Here is a 16,872-nt window from a genome sequence, read left to right on the forward strand (position 1 = left end):
ACGTTCTCAACACGGCGGCAAAAAGAACGGGGCCACCCCGTCACGCGTCGCTGACGCGCGTGGCGAGCCACGCCGCGAGGCGGTCGGGGCCCGCGGTCTCGGCGTGCGCCACGTAGAAGGTTGCACAGGCGTTGGCGAGCGTCAGCGCCTCCGGGAGCGCCCAGCCCGCTGCGATCGCGTACGCTAGCCCCGCGCTGAACCGATCGCCGCCACCCGTGTAGCGCCGTGCGTCGACGTCGAGGTTCGGACACCGTGTCGTTCCGGTCGCCGTACGGGCCACGGCGGCCGATTCTGCGTGAAGGACCGCGAGATCGAGGTCGGCGCGCTCGCGGACGCGTTCGAGCCGGTCGGCGGTGGCCGCGTCACCATCGCCATCGACTGCATCACCGTCTCCACTGACCGCGGTCGTGAGGAACGCGAGTTCGTCGTCGTTGACGCTCAACACGGTGTCGAACGACTCGATATTCGCGAGGGCGTCGAGGAACGGGCCGACCGCGTCGCGCTCGCACACCGTCACGTCGCCGGGGTCGACGATGAGCCAGCCGTCCGAACCGCCGTCCCTGTTGCTCGCGTCGCTCGCCCCCCGTTCGCGGTCCGCGAGCGCCCGGAGCGCCGCCGTCCCGTTCCGGGTCGACGCCCAGTTCGTCCACACGACCGCGTCCGCATCGAACGGGTCCGCGGCGTCGCTGGCGGCGTCGAGGGCGTCGAGGTCCCAGCCCGCGATGTCCGGCGACTCCTCGGTGAACATCACCGCGTCGTCGTCGAACTCGAAGACGGCGACGTCCGCGGGTCGCCCCATCGAGCGCGTCGCGAACGGGAGGCCGTCGAAGGCCTCGTGATCGAGGTGCCCGTAGAGCGTCGTCTCCGCGCCGAGCGCGTGTCCCTGTCGCGCGGCGTTCACCGCCTGTCCGCCGGGTTCGGATCCCTCGTGGTCGACGAGGAACGACTTCGCGTGTCCCGTCACGATCCGGCGTCCGAGATCCCGGCGCGTCTCGACGTCACCAGTGGCGTCCTCGACCGCATAGCGCCGATCGACGCTCCCGTCCGGGAGACACGTCAGTGAGACGTCCGCGTCGCGGGCGAGCGCGTCCGTGATGTCCTCCATCTCACTCGGCCCGCCCGACGATCGCCTCCGCGGCCTCGATGAACCCGTCCGCGTACGACGCGTCGGTAACGTGATCGGCCGCGGCGAGGGCGTGTTCGTCCGCGTTCGCGACCGCGTAGCTCGTCCCCACCTCCTCGAACATGTGCGCGTCGTTCTGCGAGTCGCCGATCGCCGCGAAATCGGTCACCTCGTAGTCGAGGCGTCGCGCGACGTCGCTGAGCGCCCGGCCCTTGCTGATGTCTGGGGCCTTCACATGATAGGCGTACCTCGTGTCGACGACTTCGAGGCCCTCCGCCTCCGCGAGGCGTCGAAGGGGATCGAGCGGTTGGTCGCGACTCACCGCGATCTCCGTCTCGCGCCACCGGTTCGTCAGGTCGATGCCGCCCCACCCGAGGTCGTACCCCTCGTCGCGGTACGCATCCGCGACGCGCTGTGCGCCCGCGCGATCACCGTGCACGACGAGGTCGTCGCCGACGAGCGAGACGCCGCCGTTCTCCGCGATCACCGCGCGCTCGATCGTGAGGAAGTGCGCGAGCGCCACGGGGTAGGGAAAGGCCTTCCCGGTCGCAACGACGACCGGCGACGCCCACGCCTGGAGGACGTCGAAAACCCGCGGGTCGATCGCGCCCGCCCCGTCCGTCAGCGTGCCGTCGATGTCGACGGCGAGGGGTGGAATCATAGTCGAACGAGAGGCCCGCGGCGACAAAACCCCCGCGGACGCGCCCGAAAAGTGCGCGCTCACTGTTCCGCGTGTGCTCGCCGTTCCGCGGACGCGTCCGAAGCGCGCTCGCCGTTCGGCGTGCGCTCGGCCGGCTCGTTTCCCGCGTTACTCCTCCGCCTTCTCCAGCGCCGCCGTCCGCAGTTCCTCGTCGCGCTCCGTTTCGACGTCGAGTGCCGGCACCGAGGTCGGCTTGTTCTCCGCGTCGACGGCGACGTAGACGAACGAGGACTCCGTCGTCTGCTCGCGCTCGCCCGTTCGGGGGTCCTCGCCGAACGCCTGGAGGCGGACCTTCAGGCTCGTCGAGCCGACGTCGTAGACGTACGAGCGGATGACGACGACGTCGCCGACTGCGACCGGCCGGATGAAGTTCATCCGGTCGATGCTCGCGGTGAGACACGACTCGCCGGCGTGGCGCATCGCGCTCATCGCGCCCACCTCGTCCATCCACTTCATCACGTTCCCGCCGTGGACGGCGTCGTAGTTGTTCGCGTGGTTCGGCTGGACGCGGTTGCGGTTCTCGATGAACGTCTCCGAGATGGTCGCCATACGCTTCCTGTGTGACGTGCCCCCAAAAACCGGCCGTCAGCGGTCAGATTCGCCAGCCGCGCGGCATCCCGCGGGACGGACAGCACGGACACCGCGTGTCGGCGCGCGTGGACGCGACCCGCGCGCCGCGAAAATCGCCGGCCAGCGGCGGGCCGCGTGCGTCCCACCACGTTTTTGCTCCCCCGGAACCGACCCCGAGGCGATGCGTTCCACACTCGGATCCCGGGTCTTCGAGGCGGCCGGGTCGCACTCGCGCGAGTTCCTCGGTGGCGTCGTCGGCTGCGTCGGGCTCCTCCACTTCGCCGCGTGGTCGACGGTCGGCGACGGCGCGGGCGCGCTCGCCGCCCTCGAAGCCGGTAACGTTGCGCTCGCCGTTGACGGGCTCGGCGGCTACGCGAGCGCCCACCCTGCGTACGTCCTCGCGGTCGTCGCCGGCATCGCCGTGCTCTACTCGGCCCAGCGGTGAGCGATCGGGGCAGCTGGCGCGGCGTTCTCGTCGTCGCGCTCTGGCAGGTCGTCGCGAGCCTCTGTTACTACTCGGCGTTCCCCGCGACGGACGCCTTTCAGACGAGCTTCGAGCTCTCCGGCGTCGAAGTTGGGCTCGTCATCACGACGCTCACACTCGGCTACACGGTCTTTCTCTTCCCCGCGGGCGCGCTCGTCGACGCGTACGGCGACCGACCGGCGATGGTCGTCGGCCTCGCCGGCCTCGCCCTCGGGGCGTTCGGCGTCTCCTTCGCCACCAGCTATCCGACGCTGCTCGTCGCCGTCTTCGTCCTCGGCGCGGCGTACTCGACCGCGATGCCGTCGACGAACGTCGCGGTCGCAGAGCGCGCCCCACGCGGATCGTACAATCTCGCCGTCGGCGTCAAACAGGTCGGCGTCACGCTCGGGTCCGCGCTCGCGGCGTTCGTCGTCGCCGGCCTCGCCGCGTACGCGCTCGGCTGGCAACTCGGCTTCCTCGTCGCCGCGGCCGCCGCGGCCGTCGTCGGTGTCGGCTTCCTCGTCGCCTACGAGGGGAGTGGCGGGAGCGGCGGGCTCTCGTTCCCCGACGTCGGCGCGCTCTGGGGGAACCGACCGCTGATGGCGCTCGCCGCCGGCGGCTTCTTCATCGGGGCCGCGGTCTTCACGACGACGGGGTACGCCGTCCCGTATCTGGAGGCCGACACGACAGCGACGGCCGCGCTCGCGAGCGTCGTCCTCGGCGTCACGCAACTCACCGGAAGCGTCGGGCGCATCGGCGCGGGCGCGCTCGCCGACCGCGTGCGCGGGACGGCCGCCACCGCGTCCATCCGTGTCCTCGCCGCCCAATCCGGGCTCGGAGCGGTGACGATGGCCGCGATCCCGTTCCTCGCGATGCCGAGCGCCGCCGTCGGATTCGCCGTCCTCGGTCTCGGCATCCTCGGCGTCACCGGCCTCTACCACGGTGCACTCGTCGCGCTCGCCGGCGAGGGCGAATCCGGCGCGGCGACGGCGGCCGGCCAGACGACGATCAACTTCGGCGGCCTCGTCGTCCCACCGACCTTCGGCTACCTCGCGGACACCGCCGGATATGCGGCTGGCTGGGACCTCCTCGCCGTCTGTATCGCCGTCGGCGTCGGGTTCGCGCTCGTCGCCGGTCGCCTCGCGGTCGCGGAGTAGCGAGGACCGGGGGTTTACAAGCGGTACGAGGCGAATGCCACGGGGTGTGACCCCGTGGATGAAGCCGACAATCGAGGACACAAACTATTAAGTGGCAATATCCCGAAAAGAAGGCTGTGACGGGACTACTCATTAGACATGGCTTACACGGCGAAAACAAGCCGGGTCACGACCGTATCCGCCGTCACTATCGAGTAGGTCAGGGAGGGGCCGAATCCACGCCTGCGGAGACTGGAACCGCTGTGTCCGCGCTGGATGCAAGTTCTGTCGCAGAAACAGGAAGCCTCGAGGTCAAGCCCCGAGGCGCTTCACACTGACGGCGGCCGGACGCAGCGAACGATGTACCGCACCGGCCACTACGGCGTCTCTCTCCTCATCTATGCGCCCGTGCTCGCCGCCTGTCTCCTCCTCGGTGCGCGCACTCTCGCGCTCGTCGGCGGTATCGTCGTGCTCGCGCTCGCGCCGGTCCCCGACTACGACCAACGCGTCCCCGGCCTGACCCACCGCGGCGTCACGCACACCCTCGCGTTCGCCGCGCTCGTCGGACTGCTACTCGCCGGCGTCGCCGCCGCTCTTCCGGCAGGTGGGCCAGCACACCCGATCCGCGTCGCGTTCGCCGGCGGCGTCGGCGGCCTCGGAATCGTCGCGCACCTCGCCGGGGACGTCCTCACACCGGCCGGAATCCGTCCGCTCTGGCCGCTCTCCCGGCGTCGCTACACCCTCGCGCTCTGGACGGCCGCGAACCCCATCGCAAACTACGGTCTGCTCGCCGCCGGCGTCGGCGTCACCGCCGCGGTGCTCGCGCTTCTCTGAGGCGAGGCGCGCGGTTTTTCCACCTCGGCCGCCTCCACCCGTCTGTGACACCCACGACGACCGGGACGTACCGCGTCCGCTCGCGGTCCGCCGACGGACGCCTCCGCTGTGTCTCCCTCGACGACGGCGAGGCGGTAGACGTCGCTCCCGCGGACGGGCTCCATCCCGGCTACCGCTTCGACGGCGACCTCGCGTGGGACGACGGGACCGCGCGCGTCGCCGACTACGACGTCACGGACCGCACGCTCTTCGCGTACGCCGACGGCGTTGCCAACCTCTTCGAGGTCGCCCTCGATACGTGGGAGGAAGCGCGCCACGAGAACAGTGGCGTCAACGCCCGCCCGACCTACGACCAGGGCGGCGAGCCGAACGGGGCCGTCTATACGTTCGCCGAGCAGGCTGGCGAGCGCGACGTCTACGCCGAGCTCCGTGGCGGGAGCGCGCCGCTCGAACCGCTCCTCGATCGGTTCCGCGACGGCGAGGCGGGCTTCGACGCCCCGAACGAGGTCTTCGTCCTCCGCCCCGCGACGCACGGCTTCGTCCTCGTCTACCTCGTCGGGGAGAAGGGCGGCGTCCTCGCCGACACCGTGCGGGACACCTACGGCTGTCCGCGCCCGTCCGAATCGGACGACGCCGAATCCGACACCGACTCCGATTCTGAATCCGACCCCGAGGCCGCCTGAGCGAGGCGCACGAGATCGGCGAGCGTTCGGTTCACCGGTACGGGGAGGTCGTGCTCGACCGCCCGATCGACCACCGCGCCGTGGAGCGCCTCGACCTCCGTCTCCCGCCCCGCCTCGAGGTCCTGGTGCATCGAGGAGACGTTCGACGCCGTCCGGCGCGCCACCGCCAGCGTCTCCGCCACCGGATCGCCGACGTCGATTCCCTCGGCGCGAGCGACGCGCGCGGCCTCCGCGACGGCCCGCCGGAGGAGGCGTTCGCCGGGCTCGCGTTCGGTGAGCGCCCCGTTCTCGACGCGCGCCAGCGCCGTCGCCGCGTTAATCCCGACGTTCACGAGCACCTTGTGCCAGATCGCCGCTCGCGGATCGGCGACGACAGCAGTGTCGATACCCGCCGAGGTGAGCGTCGCGGCGAGTCGCTCGACCGCACCATTAGTTGGCCCGTCCCACCGCCCGAGGCGAGTGTCGCCCGCGCCCGCGTGGCGGACGAGCCCTGGCTCCTCAATGAGCGCGCCGTGGCTCGTCGTCCCCGCGAGCACCGAATCGAACCGCTCGGCGAGCGCTTCCGCGTTTCCGAGGCCGTTCTGGAGCGTGGCGACGTGCGCATCATCGAGGGCCGAGCGCCACTCCGCGGCCGCGTCGGCGGTCGCGTGGCTCTTGACGAGCACGAGCACGGCGTCGCAGTCGGGCGCGTCCGCGGGGTCGGTGACGACGGCGTCGACGGCGACCGTTTCGCGCGTCCCGTCCACCCGCTCGATCCGCAGGCCCCGACCGCGGATCGCGGCGACGTGCGCGCTCTCGTGTGCGAGCAGCGTTGTTTCGACGTCGGCCGCCGCGAGCAGGCCCGCGAACAGCGATCCCATCGACCCCGCACCGAGCACCCCGACGTGCATACGCACCCCCTCGCGGCGTCGCCGCCTGAGCCTTGCGGTGTCCGCGCGCGCCGTGGGCGGGAAGCTATTTCCCGACGGATCGACAACGGGGAGCACGAATGAACGACGCACGCGGCGACGACCGGGGCCAGCTCATCCTCATCGCCGGCATCGGCATCGCCGTCGCGTTCGTCGCGCTCGCGCTCATCCTCAACAGCCTCGTCTTCACGCAGTATCTTGCCACAAAACCGACCGCGGACGGAGGCGACGCCATCGCGTACGAGCACACCGTCGCGGATGGCGTCCGCGGGCTGGTGTCGGAAGCGAATGTACGGGATTACGGGGCCGAAGCATCAATCTCGGTCCGCGGGGGTGTAGATACACTAGCCACGCATTTGGCGCGCCACTACGGCGTCTACGGTACGCTGGCGAACGTGACAGTGGTCGATATCGACCACGGGACAAGTATCCACCAACCGACGCCGCGCGCATTCACCAACCGGGCCAACGAGAGTGACTGGACACTGTTCGAGAACGCAGCTGGTGTCCGGGGATTTCGGCTAAACGTCACCGGGGCAAGCGTGACAAACGCGTCGTACGCGTTTCAGGCTACCGTAATCGCGGACACGGAGCCGACTATCAACGTCAGGAGAAGTGGTTCCGAGGTACGCATAGGCGAGACGTGCGTGCGCGAGACCCCAGTCGTTCTCAACTTCGCGAACGGGACCGCCGACGGCACCGCCTGCGAGGGCGTCCCGAATATCGAGATGGCGAACGTCAAGAAAATCTCCATCGATAATGGAGACAATGCGACAGGCAAGTACGTCGCAGTCGTGAACGACACTACCGTCACAGCCGACGGCGATTTCTACGAGACACCGGACCGCTCACCGTACGCCGTGTCGGCCGTCTATGCGGCGACGGTGAACGCGGCGTATGTCTCGCCGGATGTGACGTATCGGACGGACATCCGCGTACTGCCGGATGTATTCGGGATTGTGACGGCCGGCGACCACGCGGACGACGAACCTGACGGCGGTGATACCGGTGACGGTGGCACCGACGACGTCCGCTACGGCGTCATTCCGAAGACCGGCGGATTGGTCTTCACTGACGGCACTGCGTCGACGAACCTCTCAGTTGTGTCCGCCACCGGTCGCGTAGCGCGCCTCCCGCCAACGACCGCCATGGTCATCGGTCCGCAGGAGTATGACTTCACCGGTGATGGCTATCTCGACGTGCCGTACACGGACGGCAGCGGCACCATCTATCTCGCAAACGAGAGCGGATCAATGCGATTACCGGTATCGAACGCCGAGGACTCCTCATCCCTCCTCGCCGTCGGGAGCTGGAACGGGAGTGCTCCTTCGATATTTTACGCCGGCGGCAGCAAGGTTCACCGCATTAACCCCGGAACGGGAGTAGCACACACTCTCTTCGGTGATGAAGACACGGACGGTGTTTCTGCTATCGCCGGCGTCGGCGATATCGATGCCGATGGGGAACCGGAGTTCGTCTACCTCGACGGGAGTAGTACCATCTCATATCGTGAGACGAATCCGTCCGACCAAGAGACGAAAGGCGAAGTGCAGGGCGTCGGGGGATACGGTGTCGGAGCACCGGTCGACTTCGCGAACGACAGCACCGCTGCCGTCGTTCCGTACGTCGACTCGTCCGGCTACGTCTCGTACGTCAATGCAAATATCAATTCCCGAAAGCTGCTTACCGATGTGGAAGCCGCGAAGGTGCCGCTCACGACGTACGACGTCGACCGTGACGGGGAGTTAGAGATCGTCTTCGTCCGTTCCAGCGACAATCAACTGTGGTACGTCGACAACGTTGTCGATTCGCCAACCCCCAAACAATTCGAGAACGCCACCGGGGACGGAATAGTCGTGGATGAGGATACGGGGGTCGCTTGAAGCCGAAACCGGGTTACTATCTCGGCGTCGCCTAAAACGCCCTACCCTTCGATCTCGCGGAACGCGTCCTCGAAGTCCTGCATCTCCATCAGCTCCTCGTCAACCTCGTCCTCCAGTTCCGTTTTCCGGTCGGTGAGCCGCTGGTACTCGTCGCTCTCCGAGCGTTCGTCGGGGGAGAGTTCGGCCTCTAAGGTCGCGACTTTCTCGGCGACCGCGAAGTACTCCTGCACGTCGTCGTCGTAGTCGGCGCGGGCGAGGAGGCGCTCGACGACGTCGACGACGTCCTCGCGGGTGACGGGCTTGACGAGATACTCGTCGAAACCCATATCGACGATGTCGACGTCGGGCTCGACGGCGGTGAGCATCGAGACGCGGACGTCGTAGCCGGCCTCGCGGATCGATTCGAGCACCTCGCCGCCGGACATATCGGGCATGCGGCGATCGAGGAGGACGACGTCGACCGAGTCGTCGATGGTCTCCAGCGCGCTGTCGCCGTTGTATGCGGTGCGGACGTCGTAGTCGTCGCGGAGCCAGATGGCGTACGTGTCGGCGAGATCCTGGTCGTCGTCGACGGCGAGGACGGTCGGCGGGTCGCGCTCGTCCGCGGCGTCGGGGGTATCGCCGTGGCCTTGATCGTCAGTTGACATGAGTGAGGGAGGGGGACGTCGTGTTCGGTTGGATATGGTGTCCCGGCAGTATAGTCTTGTGGCCCCGGGGCAGCGGACGCCTGCAATACGCGCGCAACACGCGCCGAGACGTCGAATCGTGCCGTCAGGCGTCGGCGCGCGCGAACGTCAACTCGAAGACGGCACCCCTCGGGTCGTTGTCGCGGACGTCGATGTCGCCGCCGTAGCGCTCGATCACCTCGTTCACGAAGTAGAGGCCGAACCCGTCTCCCGGGTTCGCGAGACCCTGCATTCCCTTCTCGACGACGCGTGTCTTCTCGGCGTCCGGAATCCCCGGCCCGTCGTCGTGAACGGCCACGCATGCCGTCGCCTCCTCAACGGCCGTCGTCACCGTCACCGTCGGGCTCGCGGTGTCGTTGTGCTGGATGGCGTTCGTCAGGACGTTCGCGATCACCTCGTCGAGCAGGTCGTCGGCCGCGACGTCGACGTTCGGAAGGTCGCCCTCAACGGTGACGTCCGCGTCCGGGTACTCGTCACGGACGCGCTCCACCTCGCGCTTGAGGACCGCCCCGAGCGGCATCGGGCGGCGATCGGCACCGTCCGCGACGACCCCCTTCGTGAACGAGCGCATCGTCTCGACGTGCGAGATCATCTCCGCGACCCGCTCGGACGCCGTATCGAGGTGATCGTCGAGCTCGCCCGCGACGTGGTCGTCGAGGAGGTTGAGGCGTCCGCGAACGACGTTCATCCCGTTCAGGAGAGTGTGGCGAAGCATCCGATTGACGAACTCGAGGCGCTCGCGCTCCGCGCGGATCTCGCGCTGGCGATCGAGGCGCGAGAGCGTCTCGCCGGCGTGCGTGCCGAGCAGGCCGGCGATATCCCGGTCCCGGTCGTCGAATGCGCCGTCGGGCGCGCCAAGTTGGATGGCCCCGCGGTCGGCCACGGGGATCGTGAGGACCGCCATGCCGTCGTGGCTCGTGACGGTCGCAGTCCCCCCGGTGTGTGCGGCGTCGAGCGCGTCGGGCGCGAGGACGTCATCGACGTCGCCGCGCGTCTCGACCACCTCGCCGTCGACGACGAAACAGCCGACGTCATGGCTGAGCGTCTCCGCCGCGGCGTTCATCACGACGTCCCCGACGGCGTCGGTGTCATCGACGTCTGTGAGGTCGGAGACGACCCGGTGGAGGTATTCGACGCGGTTGCGATCGGCGACCTCCTCGTGGAGCCGCTTGCGGTCGGTGATGTCCGTGTAGACGGCGTAGGCCTCGCCGTCGGCCTCGAGCGGGATGAGCCGGACGAGGAACTCGCGCGTGCCATCGACGCTCTCGCGGGAGACCTCGGTCTCGAAGGACTCCCCGTTCCGGACGCGGCGCTCGAAGTCGGGGATCCGCGTCCGTCCCTCCGTCTCGGGGACGATGAGGTCGGTGAGCACCCGACCGACGACGTCGGCTTCCGCGTAGCCGAACGTGTCCTCGAAGGCGTCGTTCGCGGCCTTCGCGACGGGTCCTCGTTCACCGAAATCGATGTGGACGACGCAGTCCGTCGTGTTCTCGAACAGCGAGGAGAGGTTCTTGCGCTCGGTCGCGACCCGCTCGTGCTGGCGTCCCCGGCGGGCGTCGTAGACGCCGACGAGCAGACCGAGGACGCTCGCAGCGATGATGGCGTTCGCGGCAGTGGCGTAGGGGCGGACGCGGTGATCGACGACGAGCTGGACGCCGAACAGCCAGACGTGGAGGGCGGCCGCGGCGACGAAGGCGGCGAGACACCAGAAGACGACGGTGCTCTCCTCTCCCCGCCGCCACGAGCCGGCGACGATCCACCACGCGGTCGCGATGAGGGCGAGCGCACAGACCGCGGGGATGGCGTTCTCGACGAGCGTCGAGAGCAGCGGTGCCCCACCACGGACAACCCTGGTGTAGACGTTGTAGACCGGAACGGCGAGCGATCCGAGGCCGACGACGCCGAGGACGACTGGGCTGAGTCGCCCGAACGCCCGCCGAAACGGTTCCATACCCGCGTAGCGGAGCCCGACACCCCAAAAGGTTGTGGCACCCCGATCTCAATGTTAATTCGGATCCGTGGCAAAACTGGGACCGGTCGGTGGTTTATAGGGATCACGACGCGGAATCGCGTACCATGGAACTACACGGACGAAGCGTCCGACAGGACGTCCGAGAACTCGGGGAGCTCCTCGGCGACGCCGTCGAACAACACGCCTCGACGGCGGCGTTCGAGGCCGTCGAGGATGCCCGGACGGCAGCGATCGACTACCGGCGCGGCGACGCGGCGAGTCGCGAGGCGCTCCAACGGATCGTCGAGTCGAACGACGAGGTCGTCAACGCCTCGGTCGCGCGGGCGTTCACCACGTACTTCGAGCTCGTGAACCTCGCCGAGGAGCGCGAGCGCGTCCGTGCCCTGCGAGAGGGTGAGGACGCCGGAACGCTCGCCGACGGTCTCCCCGCCGCCGTCGAAACGCTCGCCGAACGGGGTGCGAGCGCCGACGACGTCGCGGACGTCCTCGAAGCGATCCGCGTCGTCCCGACGTTCACCGCCCACCCCACCGAGGCCCGCCGAAAAACCGTGAAGGCGACGCTCGTCCGCGTCACGGACCTCCTCGAAGAGCTCGACCAGCACCGTCTCACCGCTCGCGAGCAGGCGAACAAGCTCGCGCGCCTCGACGCCCTCGTCGAGAGCCTCTGGACGACCAAACAGGTCCGCGATCGACGACCCGAGCCGTTCGACGAGGCCCGGAACGTCCACTGGTACCTCGCGAACGTCATCTTCGAGCAGGTCCCGGACGTCTACGAACGCCTCGAGGACGCGCTCGCCGAGCAGTACGACAATCCGCCCGCTGTCCCCGAAATCCTCGACTTCCGTTCGTGGGCGGGCAGCGACCGCGACGGCAACCCGTTCGTCACGCCCGAAGTGACGGACAAGACCCTCGAACGCCAGCGCGACATCGTCATCGAAAAATACCGCGAGACGCTCGACGACGTCTCCGGCGTCCTCAGCCAGGACGCCTCACGTATGGACCTCGCGAGCGTCGAGGAGTCACTCAACAAGGACGCCGAACGCGTTCCATCGCTCGTCTCCGAGACCCGCGAGCGCTACCCCGACGAACCGCTGCGACAGAAGGTGCTCGTCATGTGGCGTCGCCTCGCGCGCATCCGAGACGTCCGCCCCGGCGGCTACGACGACTACGAGGAGTTCCTCGCGGACATCGACGTCGTCGAGGACGCCCTCCGCGCGAACGGCGCGGACAGCATCGCCGACGAGTACCTCGACCCCCTCGAACGGCAGGTCCGTACCTTCCGCTTCCACCTCGCCAGCCTCGACCTCCGCGACCACCAGGAGATGCATACGGGGACGCTGGAGGAGGTGCTGGCACGCGAGGGCGTGGAGTACGCGGAGATGGACGAGGACGAGCGCGTCGAGTTCCTCACCGAGGCCATGCTCCAAGAGGAGTCCGTCCTCGATCTGAGCGACACGGCGGAGCTCTCTGAGGACGCGACGCGCGTCTGCTCGCGCTTCGACGCGCTCGGCGACTGGCACGACGAGTACGGCGAGGCCGCCATCGACACCTACTGTATCAGCATGACCGAACGCCCGAGCCACGTCCTCGAAGTGCTCTTCTTCGCGGACCAGGCCGGCGTCGTCGCCCTCCCCGAACACTGTGGGCTCGACGTCGTCCCGCTCCTCGAAACGGAGTCCGCGCTCGGGAACGCCCGCGAGACCATGGAGACCCTCTTCGACAACGAGGCCTACGGCGCGGCCGTCGACGCCCGCGGGAACGTCCAGGAGGTCATGCTGGGGTATTCGGACTCGAACAAGGAGAACGGCTTTTTGGCCGCGAACTGGGCGCTCAACGAGGCCCAGCGCAAGCTCGCCAATATCACGGACGACCTCGGCGTCGAGTTGCGCCTCTTCCACGGCCGCGGCGGCTCGATCTCCCGCGGCGGCGGCCCGATGAACGAGGCGCTGCTCGCCCTCCCGCCCGAAACCGTCACCGGCGAGGTGAAGTTCACCCAGCAGGGCGAATCCATCGCCGAGACGTACGGCAACCCCTATATCGCCCGGCGGAACCTCGAACAGATGCTGAACGCCCAAGTCCGCGCACGCTACGACGCGGTCGACCGGGGCGATACGGCCGACGTCAACGATCGCGGCGACGCCATCGACCCCGCGTGGATCGACGCGATGGAGACGATGGCCCCCGCGGCCCGCGAGGCCTATGTCGACCTCCTCGACACCGAGGGATTCGTCTCCTACTTCGAGCAGGCGACGCCGATCACGGTCATCGAGGAGCTGAACATGGGCTCGCGGCCCGCAAGCCGCTCCGAGGAGCGCTCGGTGGAGGACCTGCGCGCGATCCCGTGGGTGTTCTCGTGGACCCAATCGCGCTGCATCGTCCCCGGCTGGTTCGGCCTTGGCACCGGCATCGAGGCGTACCTCGATGCTGGAGGGAGCGTCGAGACGCTCCGCGAGATGTACGACGACTGGCCGTTCTTCCGCACGACCATCGACAACGCCTCGATGGCGCTCGCGCGCACCGAGATGGAGGTCGCCGCGGAGTACGCCGCGCTCGCCGAGCCGGAACTCCGCGACCGGATCTTCCCGATGATCGAGGATGAGTACGAGTGCGCGAGCGAGCGCGCCCTCGACGTCGTGGAGGCGGACGACCTCGTCTCGCGCGACTGGCTCGCCGAGAGCCTCGACCGGCGCAACCCGTACGTCGACCCGCTCAACGCCCTTCAGGTGTCGCTTCTCAGGCAGACCCACCGGACCGATGAGGCGGAGCGGACGCTCCGGCTCACCGTGAAGGGGATCGCGGCCGGAATGAAGAATACGGGGTAGGCGAGCCCGAGCAGCGCGAGGGCTCGCCGAACAGACGAACGGGGAGCGAAGCGACCCGTGAGTCGGACGGAGCAGCACCGTCGGACGGATGAACGGCGCGACGGCTATCGGGTGTGACTCACACCCGCAGTTCTCGGCGGGATCGGGCGGGTTCCGCCGGTCTTAATCCGCCGGCCGCGTTCTTCTCGACACGAATGCCACCAGCCATCCGCGTCGAGGGTCTGGAGAAGGAGTACGGCGACGTGCAGGCGCTCGACGGCCTCGACCTCACCGTCCCCGAGGGGTCGTTCTTCGGCCTCCTCGGGCCGAACGGCGCGGGCAAGACGACGTTCATCAACGTCCTCGTCGGCCTCGTCCGCAAGACCGGCGGCCACGCAGAAGTGTTCGGCAACGACGTCGAGGACGACTATCAGGGCGCACGCGACGCCATCGGCCTCGCCCCACAGGAGTTCAACGTGGATCGCTTCTTCCCGATCAAGGAAGTCCTCCACCACAAGGCCGGCTACCATGGCGTCTCCGAGGCCGACGCCGAGAAGCGCGCCGCCGAGGCGCTCAAACGCGTCGGGATCTACGACAAGCGCGACGTCCGCTTCGACTGGCTCTCCGGCGGGATGAAGCGCCGCTTCATGCTCGCGCGCGCCCTCGTCACCGACCCCGACCTCCTCATCCTCGACGAGCCGACCGCGGGCGTCGACGTCGAGTTGCGCCACGACCTCTGGGAGGTCATCACCGACCTCAACGACGAGGGGACGACGATCCTCCTCACCACCCACTACATCGAGGAAGCCGAACGCCTCTGCGACGAGGTGGCGATCATCGACTCCGGGCGGAAGGTGACGGTCGCGACGCCCGACGAACTCACGGAGAAGGGCAGCGACACCCTCACCGTCTACCTCGACGCGCCCGCGGACGAGACCCCCGCCCTCGACGACGAGCGCATCGAGGGCGTCACCGTCGAGGGCGACGCAATCCGCGTACATGCGACGAGCGCGAGCGAGGTCGTCCCGAGCGTCCTGCGCCAACTCGAAGCGCAGGGGTACACCCCGCTCGACATCGACATCGAGCGCACGTCGCTCGAAGAGGTGTTCGTCGACCTGACGCGCCGCGACGACGAGAGTACGGACGGCGCGAGAGCCGAGGACAGCACGGCGGACGACGACGCGAGCGCCGGTACCGACGAATCGAACGGCGGTGACGACGTGAACGCCGATGGCGACACGGCGAGCGAGACGTCCGATGACGAACGCGTCACAGCGGAGGCGAGCCGATGAGCGAACTCTTCTCGACGGGGACGAAGACGCTCACGAAGCGCGAGATCCTGCGCTTCATCCGGCGGCCGTGGAACACCTTCCTGCCGCCCTTCATCACGAACGTCCTCTACTTCTCCGTCTTCGGCGTCATCCTCGGCGCGCGCATCCAGGAGATCAACGGCGTTCCCTACATCCAGTTCATCCTGCCGGGGCTCGTCGTCCTCGGCGCGATCGGCAACGCCTTCGAGAACGCCTCGTTCTCGATCTTCCACGGTCGATGGAACGAGTACATCCACGAACCGCTCACGTCGCCGCTCTCATACCGCTCGATGGTGTTCAGCTACGTCGCTTCCTCGGCGCTTCGGGGCATCATCATCGGCGTGCTCATCGCGCTCATCGGCGCGTTCTTCACGCCCGTCCACTCGCTCGCCCATCCCGTGTACGCCGTCGTCTTCCTCTTCGTCATCGCGACGCTGTTCGCGGGGCTCGGCGTCATCGGCGGCCTCGTCGCCGAGGACTTCGATCACCTCACGGTGCTCAATCAGTTCATCCTCCGGCCGCTCGTCTTCTTCGGCGGCGTCTTCTACTCCCTCGACGCCCTCAGCGGGGCGGCGCTCACCGCCTCGTACCTCAATCCGATGGTCTACATGGTGAACGGCGTCCGCTACGGCGTTCTCGGCGTCTCGGACATCCCCGTAAACGAGGCACTCGGCGTCCTCGTCGCGCTCACGGTCGTCGTCCTCGCCGTCGACGTCGCGATGTTCAAGCGCGGCTACGGGCTCACCGACTGAGGACCGGCGCACACCCGTACGGTTCCGTTCTCCCCCTCCTCAAGCGTCATCTCGAACCCGAAGGTATCGAGCAGGTCGGCGTGCGTGTCGAGATGCGCACTCCGTTCGGGCGCGACGTACTCTCCACCGGCGAGGGCCGCGAACGGGAGGAGCTGATCCGCGAGATGGCGATCGACGCTCGCCGCGGTCGCATCAAAGGCCACGAAGTCGTCTACGGCCTCCTGCGCGACATCTTCGGCGGGTTTCCCCTGTTCGCCGAGCGCGCTGAAGCCGACACGCGTCTCGGCGTAACGAGCGACGAGCGTCACGACCGACCCCGGAGAGGACGTCTCGGCGGACGTGACCGTCGTTTCGACGCAAGCAACATCGAGCGCCGTACGGGTGGCGTTCGCCTGTCGCTCCGCCACCTCCGCGTCGGCCAGCGACTCGCTCGCGACCGAGTGGACGTCGATCCCCCGAAGCGGGCCGCGCGCCGGGAGCGCGAGCGGGTTGAGCGTGGAGGGGTGAAGCGTCAGCGTCGCCTCGCCGCCGCCGGCAGGGTAGAAGCCGCGGCGCTCAGACGAGAGCGACGCATCGAGGCCGAAGCACCGGAGCAACGGGAGTTTCACCTCGCGGAGGTAGTCGAGCGGTGGGGCCCAGCGGACGTCCGTCCCGCCCGTGACGGTCAGCTTGAACGGCGCGTCGAGGCGCGCGGCCAGCGGGAGGACGGCGTCGAAGACGAGAGGAATACTCCCCGCCGTTCCGATTTCGACGCGCGCCTCGCCGCCGGTCACGGGGCCCGGATCGATGGCGACGCGCTCGGAGCCGAGGCTCGCGCCGTCGAGGTCGGCATCCGTCATGGCGGCGAGCGCATCGAGTGCCGCGACGTGCTGGTGTTTCAGGCCGGGCGATTCGCGAGCGGCACGAACGGCCGTCACCTCGACGGCGCGGCCGCGCAGGCACGCGAACGCGCCGGCGCTCCGCACGAGTTGGCCGCCGCCGTCGGCACCAGAAATCGAGCGCACGGGGCGACGGACGCGCGGCCCACGCAAAAACGCGCCGCTACCACACG

General features: G+C 68.5%; 14 protein-coding genes and 1 pseudogene. 8 read left to right on the top strand and 7 right to left on the bottom strand.

Annotated elements, in window-relative coordinates:
* Positions 1–40 precede the first annotated feature (40 nt).
* The 3 genes from ABDZ36_RS06840 to ABDZ36_RS06850 all read right to left on the bottom strand — a co-directional run bounded on the left by ABDZ36_RS06840 (position 41) and on the right by ABDZ36_RS06850 (position 2,372).
* Positions 41–1,105, bottom strand: a complete 1,065-nt coding sequence (locus ABDZ36_RS06840; RefSeq protein ID WP_211311316.1) for a PfkB family carbohydrate kinase — start codon at positions 1,103–1,105, stop codon at positions 41–43.
* 1 nt (position 1,106) lies between these two features.
* Positions 1,107–1,784 (bottom strand): phosphoglycolate phosphatase, encoded by a 678-nt coding sequence (locus tag ABDZ36_RS06845; protein ID WP_211311317.1) that lies wholly within the window; start codon positions 1,782–1,784, stop codon positions 1,107–1,109.
* 147 nt (positions 1,785–1,931) lie between these two features.
* Positions 1,932–2,372, bottom strand: coding sequence for an acyl-CoA thioesterase (locus tag ABDZ36_RS06850; protein ID WP_211311318.1), 441 nt, complete (start codon positions 2,370–2,372; stop codon positions 1,932–1,934).
* A 202-nt stretch (positions 2,373–2,574) separates the two neighbouring features.
* Between ABDZ36_RS06850 and ABDZ36_RS06855 the strand changes: the two genes are divergently transcribed.
* The 4 genes from ABDZ36_RS06855 (at position 2,575) to ABDZ36_RS06870 (ending at position 5,509) form a co-directional block, all read left to right on the top strand.
* Complete coding sequence (locus tag ABDZ36_RS06855) at positions 2,575–2,838, top strand: hypothetical protein (RefSeq protein ID WP_211311319.1); 264 nt, start codon at positions 2,575–2,577, stop codon at positions 2,836–2,838.
* Positions 2,835–4,013 (top strand): MFS transporter, encoded by a 1,179-nt coding sequence (locus tag ABDZ36_RS06860; protein ID WP_211311320.1) that lies wholly within the window; start codon positions 2,835–2,837, stop codon positions 4,011–4,013. Before ABDZ36_RS06855 ends, ABDZ36_RS06860 begins: the two co-directional genes overlap by 4 nt.
* A gap of 339 nt (positions 4,014–4,352) precedes the next feature.
* Positions 4,353–4,826 carry a metal-dependent hydrolase gene (locus tag ABDZ36_RS06865; RefSeq protein ID WP_211311321.1) on the top strand — a complete coding sequence of 158 codons (474 nt, stop codon included), beginning with the start codon at positions 4,353–4,355 and terminating at the stop codon, positions 4,824–4,826.
* A 44-nt stretch (positions 4,827–4,870) separates the two neighbouring features.
* Positions 4,871–5,509, top strand: a complete 639-nt coding sequence (locus ABDZ36_RS06870) for a DUF6663 family protein (protein WP_211311322.1) — start codon at positions 4,871–4,873, stop codon at positions 5,507–5,509.
* Here ABDZ36_RS06870 and ABDZ36_RS06875 read toward each other — a convergent pair.
* Positions 5,506–6,399 (bottom strand): annotated as a pseudogene (locus ABDZ36_RS06875) (ketopantoate reductase family protein); the annotation flags it as partial. The gene ABDZ36_RS06870 and the pseudogene ABDZ36_RS06875 sit on opposite strands and share 4 nt — an antisense overlap.
* A 98-nt stretch (positions 6,400–6,497) precedes the next feature.
* On the opposite strand from ABDZ36_RS06875, the gene ABDZ36_RS06880 reads away from it, so the two are divergent.
* On the top strand, positions 6,498–8,300 hold the full coding sequence (locus tag ABDZ36_RS06880) for a DUF7261 family protein (RefSeq protein WP_211311324.1): 1,803 nt from the start codon (positions 6,498–6,500) through the stop codon (positions 8,298–8,300).
* A gap of 41 nt (positions 8,301–8,341) precedes the next feature.
* Here the strand turns inward: ABDZ36_RS06880 and ABDZ36_RS06885 are convergent, their stop codons facing one another.
* Together ABDZ36_RS06885 and ABDZ36_RS06890 are read right to left on the bottom strand one after the other, a co-directional pair.
* A complete protein-coding gene (locus ABDZ36_RS06885; protein ID WP_211311325.1) occupies positions 8,342–8,947 on the bottom strand; it encodes a response regulator in 606 nt (201 codons plus the stop codon).
* A 124-nt stretch (positions 8,948–9,071) separates the two neighbouring features.
* Positions 9,072–10,937 carry a sensor histidine kinase gene (locus tag ABDZ36_RS06890; RefSeq protein WP_211311326.1) on the bottom strand — a complete coding sequence of 622 codons (1,866 nt, stop codon included), beginning with the start codon at positions 10,935–10,937 and terminating at the stop codon, positions 9,072–9,074.
* 125 nt (positions 10,938–11,062) lie between these two features.
* On the opposite strand from ABDZ36_RS06890, the gene ppc reads away from it, so the two are divergent.
* The 3 genes from ppc (at position 11,063) to ABDZ36_RS06905 (ending at position 15,821) form a co-directional block, all read left to right on the top strand.
* Positions 11,063–13,780, top strand: a complete 2,718-nt coding sequence (gene ppc / locus ABDZ36_RS06895) for a phosphoenolpyruvate carboxylase (RefSeq protein WP_211311327.1) — start codon at positions 11,063–11,065, stop codon at positions 13,778–13,780.
* A gap of 194 nt (positions 13,781–13,974) precedes the next feature.
* Positions 13,975–15,051: an ABC transporter ATP-binding protein gene (locus tag ABDZ36_RS06900; RefSeq protein WP_211311328.1), complete on the top strand. Its 1,077-nt coding sequence runs from the start codon at positions 13,975–13,977 to the stop codon at positions 15,049–15,051.
* On the top strand, positions 15,048–15,821 hold the full coding sequence (locus ABDZ36_RS06905; protein WP_211311329.1) for an ABC transporter permease: 774 nt from the start codon (positions 15,048–15,050) through the stop codon (positions 15,819–15,821). The genes ABDZ36_RS06900 and ABDZ36_RS06905 overlap by 4 nt, the downstream gene beginning before the upstream one ends.
* Here the strand turns inward: ABDZ36_RS06905 and rtcA are convergent.
* Positions 15,803–16,825, bottom strand: a complete 1,023-nt coding sequence (gene rtcA, locus ABDZ36_RS06910; protein WP_211311330.1) for an RNA 3'-terminal phosphate cyclase — start codon at positions 16,823–16,825, stop codon at positions 15,803–15,805. The two genes, ABDZ36_RS06905 and rtcA, sit on opposite strands and share 19 nt — an antisense overlap.
* Positions 16,826–16,872 lie beyond the last annotated feature (47 nt).

Origin of the sequence: Halarchaeum salinum (assembly GCF_039520965.1) — an archaeon.
Taxonomy (GTDB): domain Archaea; phylum Halobacteriota; class Halobacteria; order Halobacteriales; family Halobacteriaceae; genus Halarchaeum; species Halarchaeum salinum.